General features: G+C 61.5%; 14 protein-coding genes. 4 read left to right on the top strand and 10 right to left on the bottom strand.

The annotated features are described in order from the left end of the window. Genes AB5Y95_RS13285 through tapM form a run of 4 tightly spaced genes read right to left on the bottom strand, consistent with a single transcriptional unit; the run spans position 1 to position 2,760 of the window. Complete coding sequence (locus AB5Y95_RS13285; protein WP_005298376.1) at positions 1-531, bottom strand: pilus assembly protein PilP; 531 nt, start codon at positions 529-531, stop codon at positions 1-3. Beyond that, complete coding sequence (tapO, locus tag AB5Y95_RS13280; protein ID WP_005298374.1) at positions 528-1,127, bottom strand: PilO family type IV pilus biogenesis protein TapO; 600 nt, start codon at positions 1,125-1,127, stop codon at positions 528-530. The genes AB5Y95_RS13285 and tapO overlap by 4 nt, the downstream gene beginning before the upstream one ends. After that, positions 1,124-1,702, bottom strand: a complete 579-nt coding sequence (tapN, locus tag AB5Y95_RS13275; protein ID WP_206866579.1) for a PilN family type IV pilus biogenesis protein TapN — start codon at positions 1,700-1,702, stop codon at positions 1,124-1,126. The genes tapO and tapN overlap by 4 nt, the downstream gene beginning before the upstream one ends. Continuing rightward, positions 1,690-2,760 carry a PilM family type IVa pilus assembly protein TapM gene (gene tapM, locus AB5Y95_RS13270; protein WP_024941160.1) on the bottom strand — a complete coding sequence of 357 codons (1,071 nt, stop codon included), beginning with the start codon at positions 2,758-2,760 and terminating at the stop codon, positions 1,690-1,692. Before tapM ends, tapN begins: the two co-directional genes overlap by 13 nt. Positions 2,761-3,047: 287 nt before the next feature. Here tapM and AB5Y95_RS13265 point away from each other — a divergent pair, with 287 nt between their 5' ends. Further along, positions 3,048-5,537: a penicillin-binding protein 1A gene (locus AB5Y95_RS13265; RefSeq protein ID WP_010633193.1), complete on the top strand. Its 2,490-nt coding sequence runs from the start codon at positions 3,048-3,050 to the stop codon at positions 5,535-5,537. Positions 5,538-5,606: 69 nt separating this feature from the next. Here AB5Y95_RS13265 and oxyR read toward each other — a convergent pair whose 3' ends face one another. The 4 genes from oxyR to AB5Y95_RS13245 form a co-directional block, all read right to left on the bottom strand. Beyond that, positions 5,607-6,503, bottom strand: a complete 897-nt coding sequence (gene oxyR, locus AB5Y95_RS13260; RefSeq protein WP_010633192.1) for a DNA-binding transcriptional regulator OxyR — start codon at positions 6,501-6,503, stop codon at positions 5,607-5,609. Positions 6,504-6,655: 152 nt separating this feature from the next. Next, entirely contained in the window at positions 6,656-8,296 is a 1,641-nt protein-coding gene (locus AB5Y95_RS13255; protein ID WP_017778960.1) for a methyl-accepting chemotaxis protein, read from the bottom strand. Positions 8,297-8,514: 218 nt separating this feature from the next. Beyond that, the gene (locus AB5Y95_RS13250; RefSeq protein WP_368161318.1) at positions 8,515-9,162 is read right to left on the bottom strand and encodes a DsbA family protein; all 648 of its coding nucleotides are present in this window, start codon (positions 9,160-9,162) and stop codon (positions 8,515-8,517) included. 75 nt (positions 9,163-9,237) lie between these two features. Next, on the bottom strand, positions 9,238-10,098 hold the full coding sequence (locus tag AB5Y95_RS13245) for a Vmh family MBL fold metallo-hydrolase (RefSeq protein WP_017778962.1): 861 nt from the start codon (positions 10,096-10,098) through the stop codon (positions 9,238-9,240). Between the two features lie 127 nt (positions 10,099-10,225). On the opposite strand from AB5Y95_RS13245, the gene AB5Y95_RS13240 reads away from it, so the two are divergent. Continuing rightward, on the top strand, positions 10,226-11,125 hold the full coding sequence (locus AB5Y95_RS13240; protein ID WP_017764991.1) for a LysR family transcriptional regulator: 900 nt from the start codon (positions 10,226-10,228) through the stop codon (positions 11,123-11,125). Between the two features lie 63 nt (positions 11,126-11,188). Here the strand turns inward: AB5Y95_RS13240 and AB5Y95_RS13235 are convergent, their stop codons facing one another. After that, positions 11,189-11,965: a BPSS1780 family membrane protein gene (locus AB5Y95_RS13235; RefSeq protein WP_065016830.1), complete on the bottom strand. Its 777-nt coding sequence runs from the start codon at positions 11,963-11,965 to the stop codon at positions 11,189-11,191. A 176-nt stretch (positions 11,966-12,141) separates the two neighbouring features. Here AB5Y95_RS13235 and AB5Y95_RS13230 point away from each other — a divergent pair, with 176 nt between their 5' ends. Both AB5Y95_RS13230 and AB5Y95_RS13225 read left to right on the top strand, forming a co-directional pair. Next, entirely contained in the window at positions 12,142-12,993 is an 852-nt protein-coding gene (locus tag AB5Y95_RS13230; RefSeq protein WP_368161315.1) for a hypothetical protein, read from the top strand. Between the two features lie 43 nt (positions 12,994-13,036). After that, entirely contained in the window at positions 13,037-13,861 is an 825-nt protein-coding gene (locus AB5Y95_RS13225) for a M23 family metallopeptidase (protein ID WP_065016828.1), read from the top strand. Positions 13,862-13,927: 66 nt separating this feature from the next. On the opposite strand, the gene AB5Y95_RS13220 is transcribed toward AB5Y95_RS13225, so the two are convergent. After that, positions 13,928-15,283 (bottom strand): MATE family efflux transporter, encoded by a 1,356-nt coding sequence (locus AB5Y95_RS13220; RefSeq protein WP_065016827.1) that lies wholly within the window; start codon positions 15,281-15,283, stop codon positions 13,928-13,930. Positions 15,284-15,406: the final 123 nt, after the last annotated feature.

The following is a 15,406-nucleotide window of genomic DNA, read 5'->3' as shown; positions in this document are numbered from 1 at the left end:
TTATCGTTTTGCTTCAAGATTGGCCATGCCCAGCTGGGTTTCTCGAGTCACCCAGCATCCCTTGCCGTCCGGTATAGTCTCAATCAAATCCACATAAGTGTCAGTGATCCTGATCACCCGCCCCTGATCCAGCCCCATATGCTGGTTGAGGCCCACTCGGATGGACTGACCATCCGGCGTTCTGATCAGGGCCCAGAGCTGCCCCTGCTTGCCAAGGGAACCCTGCATGCTCAGGCTGGCCAGTGAATAGTTCTCCAGCACCTCTTTCTCTCTGTTGGCGACAATCTGGGCGCAATCCGGTTTCACCTTGGCATCCGTCTTGGCACTGCTGGCCTCGGGCTGGGGAGCGATGAAGGGACTGCGCTGGTCACTGAGATGATAAGCCATGGGAGAGAAGGGCTTTATTTCGGGAAGAGGTTCAATGGGAACCGGCTTTCTGGCCTTCACCTCGGCCACGTAATTATCCATGTCATCCTGACCGCCGCAGGCCGTCAGCAACAATGCCGGCAACAAAACGCAGAGTATCCTCATTTTTTCTGCTCCACCGTCTTGCCGTTGTATTTATAGGTCTTGGCCAGCATCGACATGGCGATCATGTCATCCTGCTCCTTGCCCTGACCCAGCGTGAACGACTCCAGAATGACGATCCTTGGCAAGGCCGCCATGTCAGCCGTGAACTTGCCGATCTCATGATAGGTACCCACCACTTCTATTCGCATGGGCAGCTCGGTGGAAAACTCGTGCTTGATCTCCGGCTCCCAGTTGATGCGATTCAACTTGAGGCCATTGTCGGTGGCGATGAAGCTGATGTCATCCAGCAGCCCGGCCACTTCATGGGTATTGGGCAGCTGTTTTAGCTGGGTATCGACCAGTTGTTCAAGCTGCACCATCTGCGCCTTGTAGGCACCGAGATTGGCGGCCAGCATCGCCTTGCTCTCAAACTGTGACTTGAGCTCTGCCTCCTTGTCGGTTTCCTGGGTCAACAGAGTCAGCGACTTGGCAATCACGTAGTAATAGATGGCGCCCCCAAGCAGGGCACAGAAGAACAGGATGAAGATCCCCTTGGCCAGTTTGGGCCAGCTGGCGATGTTGTTGAAATCCAGTTCGTTGAGCTGTTGCAGGTTCATTTCTGCCCCTTAGCCATGTCGAGGCTGGCTCCAGCCGCCACGGCGACCTGGAACATCATGGAAAACTGGCTGAGCGAAACTGGTGCCACGTCAGCCGCAAAGATGGTGCTGATCTGCGACTGCCCCAGCCAGCCGGAACCATCGATGCGACGCATCATGCTGGCCACCCTGCCATAGGCTTCGGTCTTGCCGTTCACGTCGATCCGGTTGTCCTGCAGAGCCAACGTGTTGAGATACACCCCATTGGGTACCAACGAAGGCAGCTGGTTGAACAGGCGAACCGGCAGATTGCGACGCATCTGCAGATGCTCGATCAGCTGCATGCGGTCAATCAGCTCCTTGCGCCGCTCCTTGAGCAGGCGGATCTCGCCAAGCTGGGCATCGAGTATGGTCATCTCCTGCTGCAGACGCTGGTTGCGCTGCTGCTGATGGCCGATCTGCTGTTCCACCAGCCAGTCGGCGGCAAAGCCAAGTGAAGCCGTGATGGCCATGAAGATGCCTAGCATGACCCCGAATTGCTTCTTCTGCCGCTGGGCCCTGGCCTCGCGCCAGGGCAAGAGGTTTATATTTGACATGGCGTGAAGCTCCTCAATGCCAGACCCAGCGCCGTCATGTACTTGGCACCATGGGCAGCGACCTCTCCCTTGGGTTTGCCGAACAGGGTAAAGGGATCGGGATGCAACACCTCGCAGCTGAGCTCGTTGCCAATCTGAGCCGCCAACCCGGGCAGCAGGCTGCCCCCTCCGCTCAACACCAGTTTGGAAAGCTCCCGGTGGCCGGAAGAGCTGCAAAACAGCTGGACGTTGCGCCGCACCTGCTGCAGCAACGCATTCATGTGGGGCAGCAACACATCCAGCTCGTGATCAACTGGCAACTTGCCCTGCAGCTTGGCCTGCTCGGCATCATCCAGAGAGAGGCTGTAGAAAGAGGCCAGTGCCTGGCTGTATTGGTCGCCACCGAAGTTCTGCAAGCGGGAGTAGATCACCTCCCCCTTCACCAGCGCGGCAAATGTCATGGCGCTGGCGCCGATGTCGATGACACCGACCGGTTTGTCCCACTCCTGCAGCTCAGGCAGACAGGCGAGTACCGCCCGCCCCAAGGCGTGTGCCCCGACATCCACCACCTTGGTGGTCATGTCGGCTTCCGCCAGCGCGGTGACCCGACCATTCACGCTCTCGGTGCGGGCCGCGCTCAACAGCACCTCCTGGCGCTCCTGATCGGCGACCTTGCCCAGGATCTCGAAATCCAGGCTCACTTCATCGAGGGGGAAAGGAATGAGTTGTTCAGCCTCAAGCTGGACCTGATTTTCCAGCTCGCTTTCACTCAGGCTGGCATCCACCTGAATGACCTTGGTGATCACGTTGGAGCCGGTGACGGCAGTAGCCACATACTGGCTGCTGCCCGAGATGAGGCGCTTGAGGCCCTTGAGAGACTGGCCGACCCGCTCGATATCCTGCAGCTGATAATCGACCAGGGTACCTTTGGGAGTGGCAACCTCCGCCACGGATTCGAGGTGCAGCTTGCCGGGACGGCCGGTGATGGTCACGGCCTTGATGGTCTGACTTCCAAAATCAATGCCTGCCAGTGGAAGCAGAGAACCCTTGTTGAATAGCCCAAACATATACACATCCATGCGTTATATGGGTTTTAGGATTGATTGTAGGACAGCTAATCAGAAGATGATGGCTTAACTCATCCTAAATGCTCTATCTATCAATGTCATAAAGTTTATGCCGAAAAGTGATGCAACTCGCTTTCCGAGCCGCGCCCTCCTCCCCTTGGTTATTGAGTCGCAGAGTGCTAACCTCCCGCCTCTTCTCGAGGAGCCGGACCATCGTCAGGAAAACCTCGAATTCACGAAGGCAAAAGGGCTATACTCTGCGCCCGTTGGCTAATTTTAAGACGATTGGTAGTTCTTCCATGCTGAAATGGCTCGTACGCCTGTTTATTGTCATGATGCTGGGTGCTGTGCTGGGTGTTGCCAGCCTCATCGGTATCTACTTCTACATCAAGCCCCAGTTGCCGGATGTGACCGCACTGCGCGACGTCAAGCTGGCCACCCCGATGAAGGTGTACAGCCGGGATGGGGAATTGATCTCCCAATTTGGCGAAATTCGTCGCATCCCCCTGCATCTGGATGAAATTCCCCAGTCCATGATCGATGCGGTGCTTGCCACCGAAGATGCCCGCTTCTACGAGCACCCCGGCATCGACCCCATCGGCATTCTGCGGGCTGCCACCGTCTGGGCCGTCTCCGGCCAGGCACGCCAGGGCGCCAGTACCATCACCCAGCAGGTTGCCCGCAACTTCTTCCTGAGCAACGAGAAGACCCTGGTGCGCAAGATCAAGGAGGTCTTCCTGGCCTGGCGCATCGAGCAGAACCTCTCCAAGGACGAGATACTGCAGCTCTACCTCAACAAGATCCCGCTCGGCTATCGGGCCTTCGGGGTCGGCGCCGCCGCCCAGGTCTACTTTGGCAAGGAGGTGAAAGAGCTCACTCTGGACGAGATCGCCATCATTGCCGGTCTGCCCAAGGCCCCCTCCATGCTGAACCCGATCCGTTCGCCGGAGCGGGCCTTCGCCCGTCGCAACGTGGTGCTGGGCCGCATGCTGGAAACCGGCAAGATCACCCAGGCCCAGTATGACGAAGCCTCCAAGATGCCGATCAAGGCCCGTTATCACGGTGCCGAAACCACTCTCAACGCCCCCTATCTCGGCGAAATGGTTCGCCAGAAGATGGTGGAGCAGTTTGGGGAAGACGCCTACACCATGGGCCTGCACGTCTACACCACGGTCACCGCCAAGCGTCAGCGGGCTGCCCGTCAGGCTCTGCTCGACGGCGTGTTCGACTATGACACCCGCCATGGCTACAAGGGGGTGACCGCCCAGCTGTGGAAGAGCGGCGAGGCCGACTGGGATTACGACAAGATCATGGCCCATCTGGCCAAGCAGCCGACCTATCAGCCGCTGATGGCCGCCGTGGTCACCAAGCTGGGTGACAAGAGCGCGACCATAGTGCTGAAAAACGGCAAACAGGCCGAGCTTGGCTGGAACGGCATCAAGTGGGCTCGTTCTTTCATCACCGACGATCGCCAGAGTTTTGCCCCGAAATCGGCACGGGACGTACTCAAGGTCGGCGCCCAGATCTGGGTACGGGAGAAGGGTGAAGAGCTGCTGCTCTCCCAGATCCCCGAGGTCAACGCCGCCCTGGTGGCCATGAATCCGCAGGATGGCGCCATCGAGGCGCTGGTCGGCGGTTTCAGCTTCGAGTTGTCCAAGTTCAACCGGGTCGATCAGGCACGTCGCCAGATAGGCTCCAACATCAAGCCTTTCCTCTATGCCACCGCGCTGGAGCAGGGCTATACCCTGGCCTCGCTCATCAACGATGCGCCGATCAACCAGTGGGATCCCTCCAAGGGCCCCATGTGGCAGCCCAAGAACTCCCCGGCTATCTATGACGGCCCCACACCGCTGCGCCTTGGTCTTGCCAAGTCGAAGAACGTGATGTCGGTGCGGCTGATGCGCGCCATCGGGCTGGATACCTATATCGACGGCCTCACCCGCTTCGGCTTTGCCCGCGACACCATCTCGCCCAACGAATCGCTGGCGCTGGGCGCGGCCGAGTTCACCCCGCTGGAAGTGGTGCGCGGCTATTCGGTGCTGGCCAACGGCGGCTTCCAGGTCACCCCCTACTTCATTACCGAGGTGACCGACAGCTTCGGGGCGCCTCTCTATCAGGCCAATCCGGCCGCCGCCTGCCGCGATTGCGGCGTACTGGCCGCCGCCGGTCTGGACAGCGCGGATGCCTATGCCAATACGGCCCCCGACTGGAAGGCCCAGTGCCCCATCGATCCCGTCGTGCCCAACAACATGGCACCGCAGACCATCAGTGCCCAGAGTGCCTTCCTGGTCACCGATACCCTGACCACCGCCATCTGGGGCGGCAATGGCTGGCGCGGCACCGGCTGGCGAGCGGCTCGCGACCTCAAGCGCCACGATATTTCGGGCAAGACCGGGACCACCAACGAGTCGCGCGATGCCTGGTTCTCCGGCTATACCCCGAACCTGGTCGCCACCTCCTGGATCGGTTTTGACAACCACCAGCGTGGCCTGGGCCGGGCCGAGTTTGGCGGCGGCGCCGCACAGCCCATCTGGATCGATTTCATGAAGACGGCGCTCAAGCAGATCCCCGAGCGCAAGATGCCGGTGCCGGAAGGGATCATCACGGTGCGCATCGACCGTGAAACCGGCCTGCTGACCAACCGCACCGATGGCAGCAGCACGGACGAGTTCTTCAAGGAAGGCACCGAACCGACCCGCTTCGCCACCCAGAGCTCGGATGGCAATCAGGTCTATGGCGGCGATGGCTCGGACACTGACGGCCCTGTCTCCACCGACGATATCTTCTAAGCAACCGCAGCAGACAAAAACCGGCGCCCAGGCGCCGGTTTTCTTTTGGTGAACACGAATGCGTTGTCGTCAGCCGAGCAGGCTTTTCATCAGGCTCGAGATGCGGGCCGCCAGCTCGTTGAAGCAGGGCCGGCGCACCGAGTAGTGGCGGTAGAGCAGCGCTATGGTACGCCCCGGCACCGGATCGATCACCGGCCGGTAGCTCACGCCGCCCTCTTCGGTATTGGCAGGCACCGCTAGCCTGGGTACCAGCGTCATGCCGCTGCCGGCTGCCACCATGTTGCGCAGCGTCTCCAGGCTGGTGCCCTTGAAACGTTGATCCTCGCCGATGCCGGCGGCAAAACAGAAGCCCATCGCCTGATCCCGCAGACAGTGGCCATCGGCCAGCATCAGCAGCTTCTTGCCCTTCAGATTGCTGAGCGGCACCGCCTTGGCCTTCGCCTCCGGATGCTGCTGGGGCACCGCCAGCCACATGGGCTCCTGATAGAGAGGGATGGAGCCAAACCCTTCCATCCCCTCCAGTTCGGCCAGGATCAGGCAGTCCAGCTCCCCCTCTTCCAGCCGTTTGAGCAGCACCTGGGTCTGCTCTTCATAGAGGTAGAACTCCAGCTTGGGAAAATGTTCGCGCAGATCCTGGATGATGTGTGGCAACAGATAGGGACCGACGGTGGGAATGAAGCCGATGTGGATCTCGCCAGACATGGGTTCGGCAAAGTGCTGGCCTATGCTCTTGAGTTCGCGCACCTCTTTGAGCACCTTGCGAGCCTGCTGCGCCATGGCATCGCCAGCCGGGGTAAACAGCACCTTGCGGGAGGTGCGCTCGATCAGGATCACCCCCAGCTCATCCTCCAGCTTGCGCAGCTGGCCGCTCAGGGTCGGCTGACTGACGAAACAACGCTCCGCCGCCTTGCGAAAGTGCTTCTCCTCTTCCAGCGCCACCAAATACTCGAGATCGCGAAGGTTCATACATCCAGAATCCTGCCAACCAATGGGGCCATTAGCATGCCCAAGAACGGCGGGAGGGACAAGGGATGGTGAGATTGGACAGACCATGCGCAGGGGATAAATAAAACGGGCCCGGATCCTGGATCCGGACCCGTCGGGTCAGCGTCGCCTCATCACACCCGGAAGCGGCGTACCAGCTCCTGCAGCTGGGTGGCCAGATGGTTCAGGTCGTTGCAGGCCTGCGCCATCTGGGTTGCCCCGGCCGCCACCTCTTCCGAGGCATGGCTGATATTGACCACGTTGCGGTTGAGCTCTTCACTCACCGCCCCCTGCTCTTCGGTGGCGGTCGCAATCTGGATGTTCATGTGGGAGATGCTCTCCACCGAGCCGCTGATCTCGGAGATGGACGCCCCCGCCTCACGCGCCGTACTGACGGTGGAGTTCATCATGTCCTGACTTTGCTGCATGGTGGTGCCGGCCTGCTCGGCCCGCTGCTGCAGCTCGGCAATGATGGTGTTGATCTGGGAGGTGGAGTCCTGAGTCCGTTTCGCCAGGGTGCGCACCTCATCGGCCACCACCGCAAAACCGCGCCCCTGTTCCCCGGCCCGGGCCGCCTCGATGGCGGCGTTAAGTGCCAGCAGGTTGGTCTGCTCGGCGATCCCGCGAATGACCTCCAGCACCATGCCGATGTTGCGGCTGTCATCACCTAACTGATGAATCACCGCGGCGGTGCTCTCGATGGCACCGGCCACCTGCTCAATGCGCTTGATGGAGTCGTTGACGGTGCGGGCCCCCAGCTCGGCGGTGCTGCTGGCGGCGCTGGCGGCACTGGCGGCATCGCTGGTGTTGCGGGACACCTCCTGCACCGTCGCCTGCATCTCGTTCATGGCGGTGGCCAGCTGGTTCAGCTCGTGCTGCTGGCTGTTCATGTTGTTGGCGGACTGACGGGCCACCGCACTGATCTCCTCGGCCGCTGAGCTCAGTTGCACCACGGAGCCGGAGACTTCACTGACCAGATTGCGCAAGTTTTTCTGCATCTCGCCAAAGCCCTTGGCCAGTTGACCCAGTTCGTCATTGTTGAACTGGCTGGTGTCAAGATGGGTCGCCAGATCACCTCCCGACACTTTACCAACCACCTCAAGCAACGCGTTGACCGGGCGCTTGATCTGTTGAGTCAGATACCAAGCCACCAACACCACGAAAAGCAGCGTCACGAGTCCAATCGCTATGCTGAGCAGTTTGGCTGACTCATATGATTGCTCACTGCTGCTATGCATGGCACTACCAATGCGGTCGTTAATCTCGCGCAACGTCATTGTGAGCTGAGTGGTCTGGTCCAACGTAGTGCGGGTAATGCCATCCCGATACTCGCCAATCTTGGCGCCTTCGTTGTTCATGACCGCTTGATACAGCTGATCATGGGCGCTGAAGTAGGCCTCTCCTGCTGGTTGCAAGGCACGATAGGTCTGCTCTTCTTCTGCGTCGTTGAAAGCCAAACGGCCATAATCCGACAACGCTTTTAGAAAGCGAGCCTTGGCATCCGAGAAACTGTCGTTCCGTTTGGCGATATCCGCCTGGTCATTGTTGGTCAACGCAATGACCATGGCCAGTTCGGCTCGACGCGCATCCAGCAGCGCAACGTGCATTTGGCTGGCATAGCGAATGGAAGGCACCAGGTTATTGACAATAAGCTGAGTGTTCGCATTCAGGTAGGAGAGCCTGGAGATCCCAAATCCGGCGATGACCAGCACCAATAATGCCAACACCGCAAAACCGGCGCTCAACTTCTGACCTATAGACATATTTTTGAACATGATTGGTATCCTTGGCGGCTAGACGCAAGCCCCTGACATCGAACGTCCGGGCTATCCCCATAGAGCATAGCGCGATGACTGCAAGCGGATGATTTTCAAACTATCCGCTGCTGAATATATCGTCCTGCCCGGGGATAGCATGAGGGTCGCCCAGGCAGGAAAATCCACTCAGGACTCATCCAGACAAGATTATCTTCGGCAGGAGACCAATTCCCCCCTCAGCGCCCCATCAGCTGCTGGATATGGCGGGCAAATGCCTGGGGCTCACCCAGGAAAGAGGACGCTGACAAGGGCGTTACCTTGTCCCCCTGCACCAGCCCCAGAGTCGGGTAACCCTGCCCGCCGAGACGACGCATCCAGACCTGGCTGTCCGCCAGATGGCTTGCCAGCTCGACCGCCTGATAAGCCTGCACGAAGGCCTCCTGCGCAATGACCTGCTCCGCGGCCAGGCTGGTCAGATGCTCGAGAGAACCGATCCAGATGCCATCGCGATAGTGGGATTGCTGGATGCGGTGCAGCATCACCAACCCATTGCCCCCCAGGGATGTCATCGCCAGGATGGCGCGGATCGGTTGCTCCGAGTCCAGCAGCAGCCCATCGCGCAGCAGCAGCTCGTTGAAATAGCGCTCGCCGAAGGGCTGACCGGTCAGCGCCTGGATCCGCTCGTCATGGGGGCGTACATAGTCGCGCAGCGCCTGACCCATGGCCTGGCGGCGGCCACCCAGCCAGAGGCCGCCGGCATGCAGTTCGATCTGCAAGCCGGCGACATCGGCCGCGGCTTTCAGCAGCGGGGCGGCGCCATAGCACCAGCCACAGAGGGGGTCATAGACATAATGGAGGGTTGTTTGCACTTCGTTCATCATCATTCTCGCTTCAATTCTGGATAAAAAACCGGGCCCTCGGGCCCGGTAAAAAAACACAGGGAAGTAGGCGTCAGGGGATTACCACTTCATCTCGCCGGTATTGACCTTGGCACCGATGGCCAGACCATCGTCGACCGGCAGGGACGGGTAAGCCTTCTTCAACGCTTCAATCAGCTGCCCGGAGTTCTTGGCCTTGGCCAGCTCCTGCTCAAAGCGCTCTACGTAGTCACGGGTGAAGGTCACGGCTTCGGTACCCTTGGGCGCAGTCCCCAGGAAGTGACCCGGCACCACGCGCTCAGGCTTCAGCGCCAGCAGATTATTCAGCGCCTTGACCCAGTTGCTGCGAGCGGCCTTGGTCTGGCTGTCCGCCATCCACACATGTACGCCGCTGTAGACCGGCACACCACCAAAGGCAGTTTTGATGGACGGCGCCCACAGGTAGGCGTTCGGAGTGTTCATCTCCTTGATCTCGATCTTCTCGCCATCCAGGGTCAGGTGGCTGGCCGTCATCACTTGCGGCACGGTCAGGCTCTTGGGTGCTCCCTTGCCCAGAATGGGGCTCCAGTAGCTCAGCTTGGCATCCTTGGTCTGGTTGATGTGGTCAACCACATGCTGGTCGGCCAGCACCTTGACGTCGGGGAACGCGGCCATGACAGGTTCCAGACCGAAGTAGAAGTCGGGGTCACCGGCACTGATATAGACGGTGGTCAGTTTCTTGCCGCTCTTCTTGATCATGTCGACCAGCGCCTGACCGTTTTGCACGTCAAACTGGGCATCGATCAGGATCGCCTCCTTGTCACCGGCCACCAGGGAAGAGGAGACCGGGAAGATGGCCTTCTCGCCAGGGTTGTAGACAGTTACGGTCAGCGGGGCGGCCATGGCGGCACCGCTCAGCAGGGTGGTAGCCAGGGTCAGATTGCGGATCAGGGTATTGTTCATCGGGTATTCCTCATCAAGTCATCAGGGGTTCATCAGATGGACACAGTTTATTGGATCACTTTCGGTACAAATACAGCATAATGAGCGCATCACTGTTGCATTAATCGAGCATATAGAGAGCCTGAACATGGATCGACTGACCGCATTGCGGGTCTTTGTCAGCGTAGTCGAACAGGGCAGCCTGAGCGGCGCCGGGGAGAAACTGGAGATGTCGCGCGCCATGGTGACTCGCTATCTGGCGGAGCTGGAGCAGTGGATGGGGGCGCGGCTGCTGCACCGCACCACCCGCCGGCTCAGTCTGACCGGCCCGGGAGAAGAGGCGTTGAACCGGGCCCGGGCCATGCTGGCGCTGGGGGAAGAGATGGAGCAGATCGCCGTGCGCGGCGACGAGGCGCCCAAGGGGCAGCTGCGCATCACCAGCAGCTATTCGCTCTCGGAAGCCCTGCTGGTGGGGGCCGCCAACGACTACCTGGCGCGCTATGCGGGCACCGCCATCGATATCCTGCTGCTGGACCGGACCGTCAACCTGGTGGAGGAGCGGATCGATCTCGCCATCCGCATCACCAATGATCTCGATCCCAACCTGGTGGCCCGCCGGCTCGGCACCTGCCACTCCGTGGTTTGTGCCAGCCCGGCCTATCTGGCCAGGCACCCGACACCGCACAAGGTGCAGGAGCTCGCCCTGCACAACTGCCTCACCTACACCTATTTCGGCAAGAGCCTGTGGGAATTTCAGGGGCCGGACGGGCCCGAATCCGTGCCGGTCAGCGGCAACCTCAGCGCCAACATCTCCAACCTGTTGCTGGAGGCGACCCTGGAAGGTGCCGGCATCAGCCTGCAGCCTCGCTATTCCGCCCAGCCCCATCTCGAGACCGGCACTCTGGTACCGCTGCTGGAGCAGTGGCAGCCCAAGCGACTCGGCGTCTACGCCGTCTATGGCACCCGCAAGCAGATGTCACCGCTGTTGCGCAGCTTCCTCGACTTTATGGTGGAGCGAATGGCCGCCGACCCCATGTGGCGTGATTAAACCGGCATGAAAAAGGGGCCAGCAGGCCCCTTTCGTTCAATATGCCAGACTCGCTGGCCGCATTCAGGCTTCGAAACCGCTGAGCGGGGCCTCGGCCGGCGTCTCCTGCGCCACATCCAGGAAGATCTCCCGATATGCCACATAGATGGAGTAGTTGAGCGCCGGGATCACTACCAGCAGCCCCACCAGCATCAGCGCCGCACCAAACAGCATCAGGATGGCGGCGACTATGCCCCACCAGAGGAAGGGCCACATGTTGGTCAGGCAGCCTTTGAAGCTGAGCTTGGCCGCCTGCAGGATCCCCACGTCGTGGAAATAGATGAGCGCGGGGGCGAAGGTGATGGCCATCAGCGCCGGGATCAGCAGCGCCAGCCCCAGCAGCAGGCAGAGCAGCAGCCCCTGGGCCTGGGCCGCCGTGACCACCAGAGATTCGGGATCCTGGGTCAGCAGGGAGGTGAGCCCCCACATGGAGAGCAATCCCAGGCAGATGAGACCGATCAGGCTGAACAGGGCCAGCACCAGCAGGCCCCCCAGCATCAGCGGGGTCAGCTTGTGGCGAAAACCGGAGAAGAAGTCGGCGAAGCGCAACGGGTTGCCTTCATAGCCGTGGTGGGCCACCGCCACCCAGCCAGCGCCCCAGACCATGTAGAGCAGCTGGGAGATGAGGCTGCCCGCCGGCAGGCGTTCCAGCAGCAGACCGACCGCAAACCAGACGAGAACCATGCCGACGCTGGCCCCCATCCCCTTGTTGAAGATATCGAAGCCGGACCGCACCCAGACCCAGCCACGCCCTATGGGGTGACGGGCGGGTGCTGTGCGCAGGGGGGACAATCCATTCATAACAGTTCCTCGGATGAAAACGGCTGGTTGCCGATTCTAGAGCCATGGGGCCCCCGACTCAATGGCGGGCCGCCGTCGACACCGCAGGTGCACGTCATGGCTGCTTGTATCAGACGTTACGGTTATCATAAGAGACCCCTCTGCGAGGGGCGTTCACTTATTCAAGAGAATCCAAAATGCGTACATCTCACCTGGCGCCGCTGCTGCTGGCCTCCCTGTTGCTCAACCTCTGGCAGTGGCAAGCCGACCACACCGCCGCCCAGCCGGAATCCGACGCCGCCGGCACCGCTCGCGCAGCCCAGTGCGACGCGTCAGCTTCCCAGAGCAGCAGCCAGAACCCGGGGCAGAACCTGCTGGCCAAGCTGCCCGGCAAGGGCCCCCAGAGCGAGCCTGCGCCCACCCAGGAGGCGCACCCCCCCAACCCCGAGCTGGAAGCCGCCATCAGCCAGTGGAGCCAGTCGAGCGAAGGGTCCGTGCTGATCGAACGGCTCTATGACGCCGAGCAGGGCAGCCAGCTCACCACCGTCTTCGATCGGCTCGACATCGTGGAGGACGTGCGCGGCCAGGTGCAGGAGCAACTGCGCGAGCTCTATCGCCTCGGCTTCGATCATCCCGACGCCTATGAGCAGGAGAGCCAGCGCATCTGGAGCAACCTCAGCAACCTGCTGGGGGAGGATACCCGCACCCGGCTCGAGCAGGAGATCTACTCGGGCGACACCAACCGCCTGCTGGAGATCCAGGGACGCCTGGCGGAGCGCGGCGAGCTGCTGGCACCGGCCCAGCGCCAATCCCTGACGCGCCTGTTAAGCGAGGCGAACCAGCAGCTGGCCCAACAGGAGAGCGGCGATGCCGGCACCTATCTGGAGAACCAGCGCGCCTATACCCAGCGGGTGCTGGAGAGCAGCCGTGGATTCCTGAGCCCGGATCAGCTCAAGGTGCTGCAAGACATGCTGGAGCTGGATCTGGTGCGCCAGGAGGTCTCGGTCCAGATGGAGGCCATCTACCAGCGCTTCCAGCCAGCCTCCTGATTTCGTTACCGTTTTGTCTTAGTCAACCCAGCCTGGAATCATCATGAGAGTCGTTTGTTGTCTATTGTTGCTGCTGGCCAGCCAGTCCGCCCTCGCCGAGGGCTTCATCAGCCGCCTGCTCAATCACCCGGTGCCTGGCGGTGTCGCCGTGGTGCCCCTTGGCAGCGAGGCGCAGGCCCCGACCGCCCGCTATCAGGACAAGCCGGTGCTGGTGGTGCGTGAAGAGGGCAAGCGCTGGATTGCCATCGTCGGCATCCCTCTCAAGAGCCAGCCCGGCCCCCACCAGCTGCAGGTGAGCGATGGCCGCACCCTCGGCTTCACGGTCGGCAGCAAGCACTACCGGGAGCAGCACATCAAGCTCAAGAACAGCCGTCAGGTCAACCCGCTGGCCGAGGACATGGCCCGCATCAACCGCGAGCTGGCGGAACAGACCCGCGCCTACCAGACCTTCAGCCCGACCCAGCCCAGCAACCTGCTGTTCGACAAGCCGGTGGAGGGCCCGCTCTCCAGCCCGTTCGGGCTGCGCCGCTTCTTCAACGGCGAGGAACGCAACCCCCACTCCGGTCTCGACTTCGCGGTCGGTGCCGGCACCCCCATCAAGTCGCCGGCAGCGGGCAAGGTGATCCTGATCGGCAACTACTTCTTCAACGGCAATACGGTGTTCGTCGATCACGGTCAGGGGCTCATCAGCATGTTCTGCCACATGTCGAAGGTCGACGTGAAGCTGGGCCAGAGCCTGCCCCGCGGCGGCATCGTCGGCCGGGTCGGCGCCACCGGCCGCGCCACCGGTCCCCACATGCACTGGAACGTCAGCCTCAACGACGCCCGCGTCGATCCCGCCATCTTTATCGGGGCCTTCAAGCCCTGAGGCCGGAGACCTGTCGCGCGCAGGCAGGGGCGTTCAAAACGAAAAAGGCAGCCGAGGCTGCCTTTTTCATGGCCGAATGACCACCTGTCTGGCAGCGCTGTGCTGGTGCGCCTCCCTGTTCATCGCCCGCCACATCACCAGTACCAGCAGGGTGCTGCAGGTGGGCAGCGCCAGCCAGACGCCGGATACCCCCCACAGGGAAGAGAAGCCCCACAGAAAGCCGCCGATCAGCACCAGCTTGCCGCCGGTGAGCAGGGAGGCGACGCGGGCCCGGTTGATGGCCTGGAAGTAGGTGGCCCCCACCAGCAGCAGGCCTTCCATCGGCAAGCCCCAGAAGTAGAGCCAGATGCCCAGGCTGGCCACCGGCAACAGGGCCGCGTTGTCACCGGCAAACAGGTAGACCACCCCCTCCGGCCAGAGATAGAGCGGCAACATGCCGCACAGGGCCACCAGCAGCGTCACCCCGAGCGCCAGGTTGCGCACCCGCAGCACCCGTGCCCAGTTGCCCGCCCCGGCGTTGAAGCTGGCGATGGGCTGGATGCCCATGGCGATCCCCTCGAAGATGAGATAGAAGAAGGCCTCGCTGTAGCTGATGACCCCGTAGGCAGCCACGTGCAGTGAAGTGCCGACCGAGAGCAGCGCCTTGTTGTGCAGCGCCAGCACCACCGACAGATAGAGGTACATCAGAAAGCTCGACACCCCGAGTCGCAGCGTCTCCCCCATCAGCCGCCAGTCGGGCCGCAGGGTATCCCAGCCAATGCGCAGCTGGCTGCGCGGGGTGAAGAAGTGCCACAGGCACAGCCCCCCGGTCACCGCCTGGGAGAGCATGGTGGCGATGGCGGCCCCCGCCAGCCCCCAGGGGATCACCGCCATCAGCAGGTAGTCGAGCAGCACGTTGAGCACGCCGCCCCCCACCAGGATCCAGGTGGTGAGGCCGGGTCGCCCGTCGTTGCGCAGCAGGGCGGTAAAGGCCATGGAGAGCACCGCGAACACCCCGAGCCAGGAATACCACTGCAGATAGGCGTATCCTGCGTCGAAGATGGCCCCCTCCGCCCCCATCCACACCAGCATCTCGTCGCCATAGTGGATGCCGATGAAGGCGAGCAGCGCCGAGGCAATGAGCACCATCACCAGCGCGTTGCCGACGATGTGACGGGCCCTGGCCTGCTCCCCCTTGCCCAGATAAAACGAGGCGAGCGCCGAGGAGCCCATGCCGATCAGCGCCCCCACCGCATAGAGCACGGCGCAGATGGGGTAGGCCAGCATCATGCCGGCCAGGCCGTCCTGGCCCAGGATATGGCCGACGAAGATGCCGTCTATGGTGACATAGATGCCGGTGACCAGCATGGCGGCCACGGTCGGAGTGACGTAGCGCCAGAACAGGCGGGAAAGGGGGGCCGTGCCCAGATCGACTGCGGACATAGGATGCTCAATGGAGGGGAAAACGGCCGGAATGATAGCCAAAGCGGGCCGGGATCGCCCGTTATTTATGTTACAAATCATTAATATGGAAAACTTTACCCGCCCAAGCCCCTGCTTTAGGCT

Source organism: Aeromonas sp. R5-3 (genome assembly GCF_040908225.1).
GTDB classification, from domain to species: Bacteria; Pseudomonadota; Gammaproteobacteria; order Enterobacterales; family Aeromonadaceae; genus Aeromonas; species Aeromonas dhakensis.
This window is presented reverse-complemented; position numbering and strand designations above follow the sequence as displayed.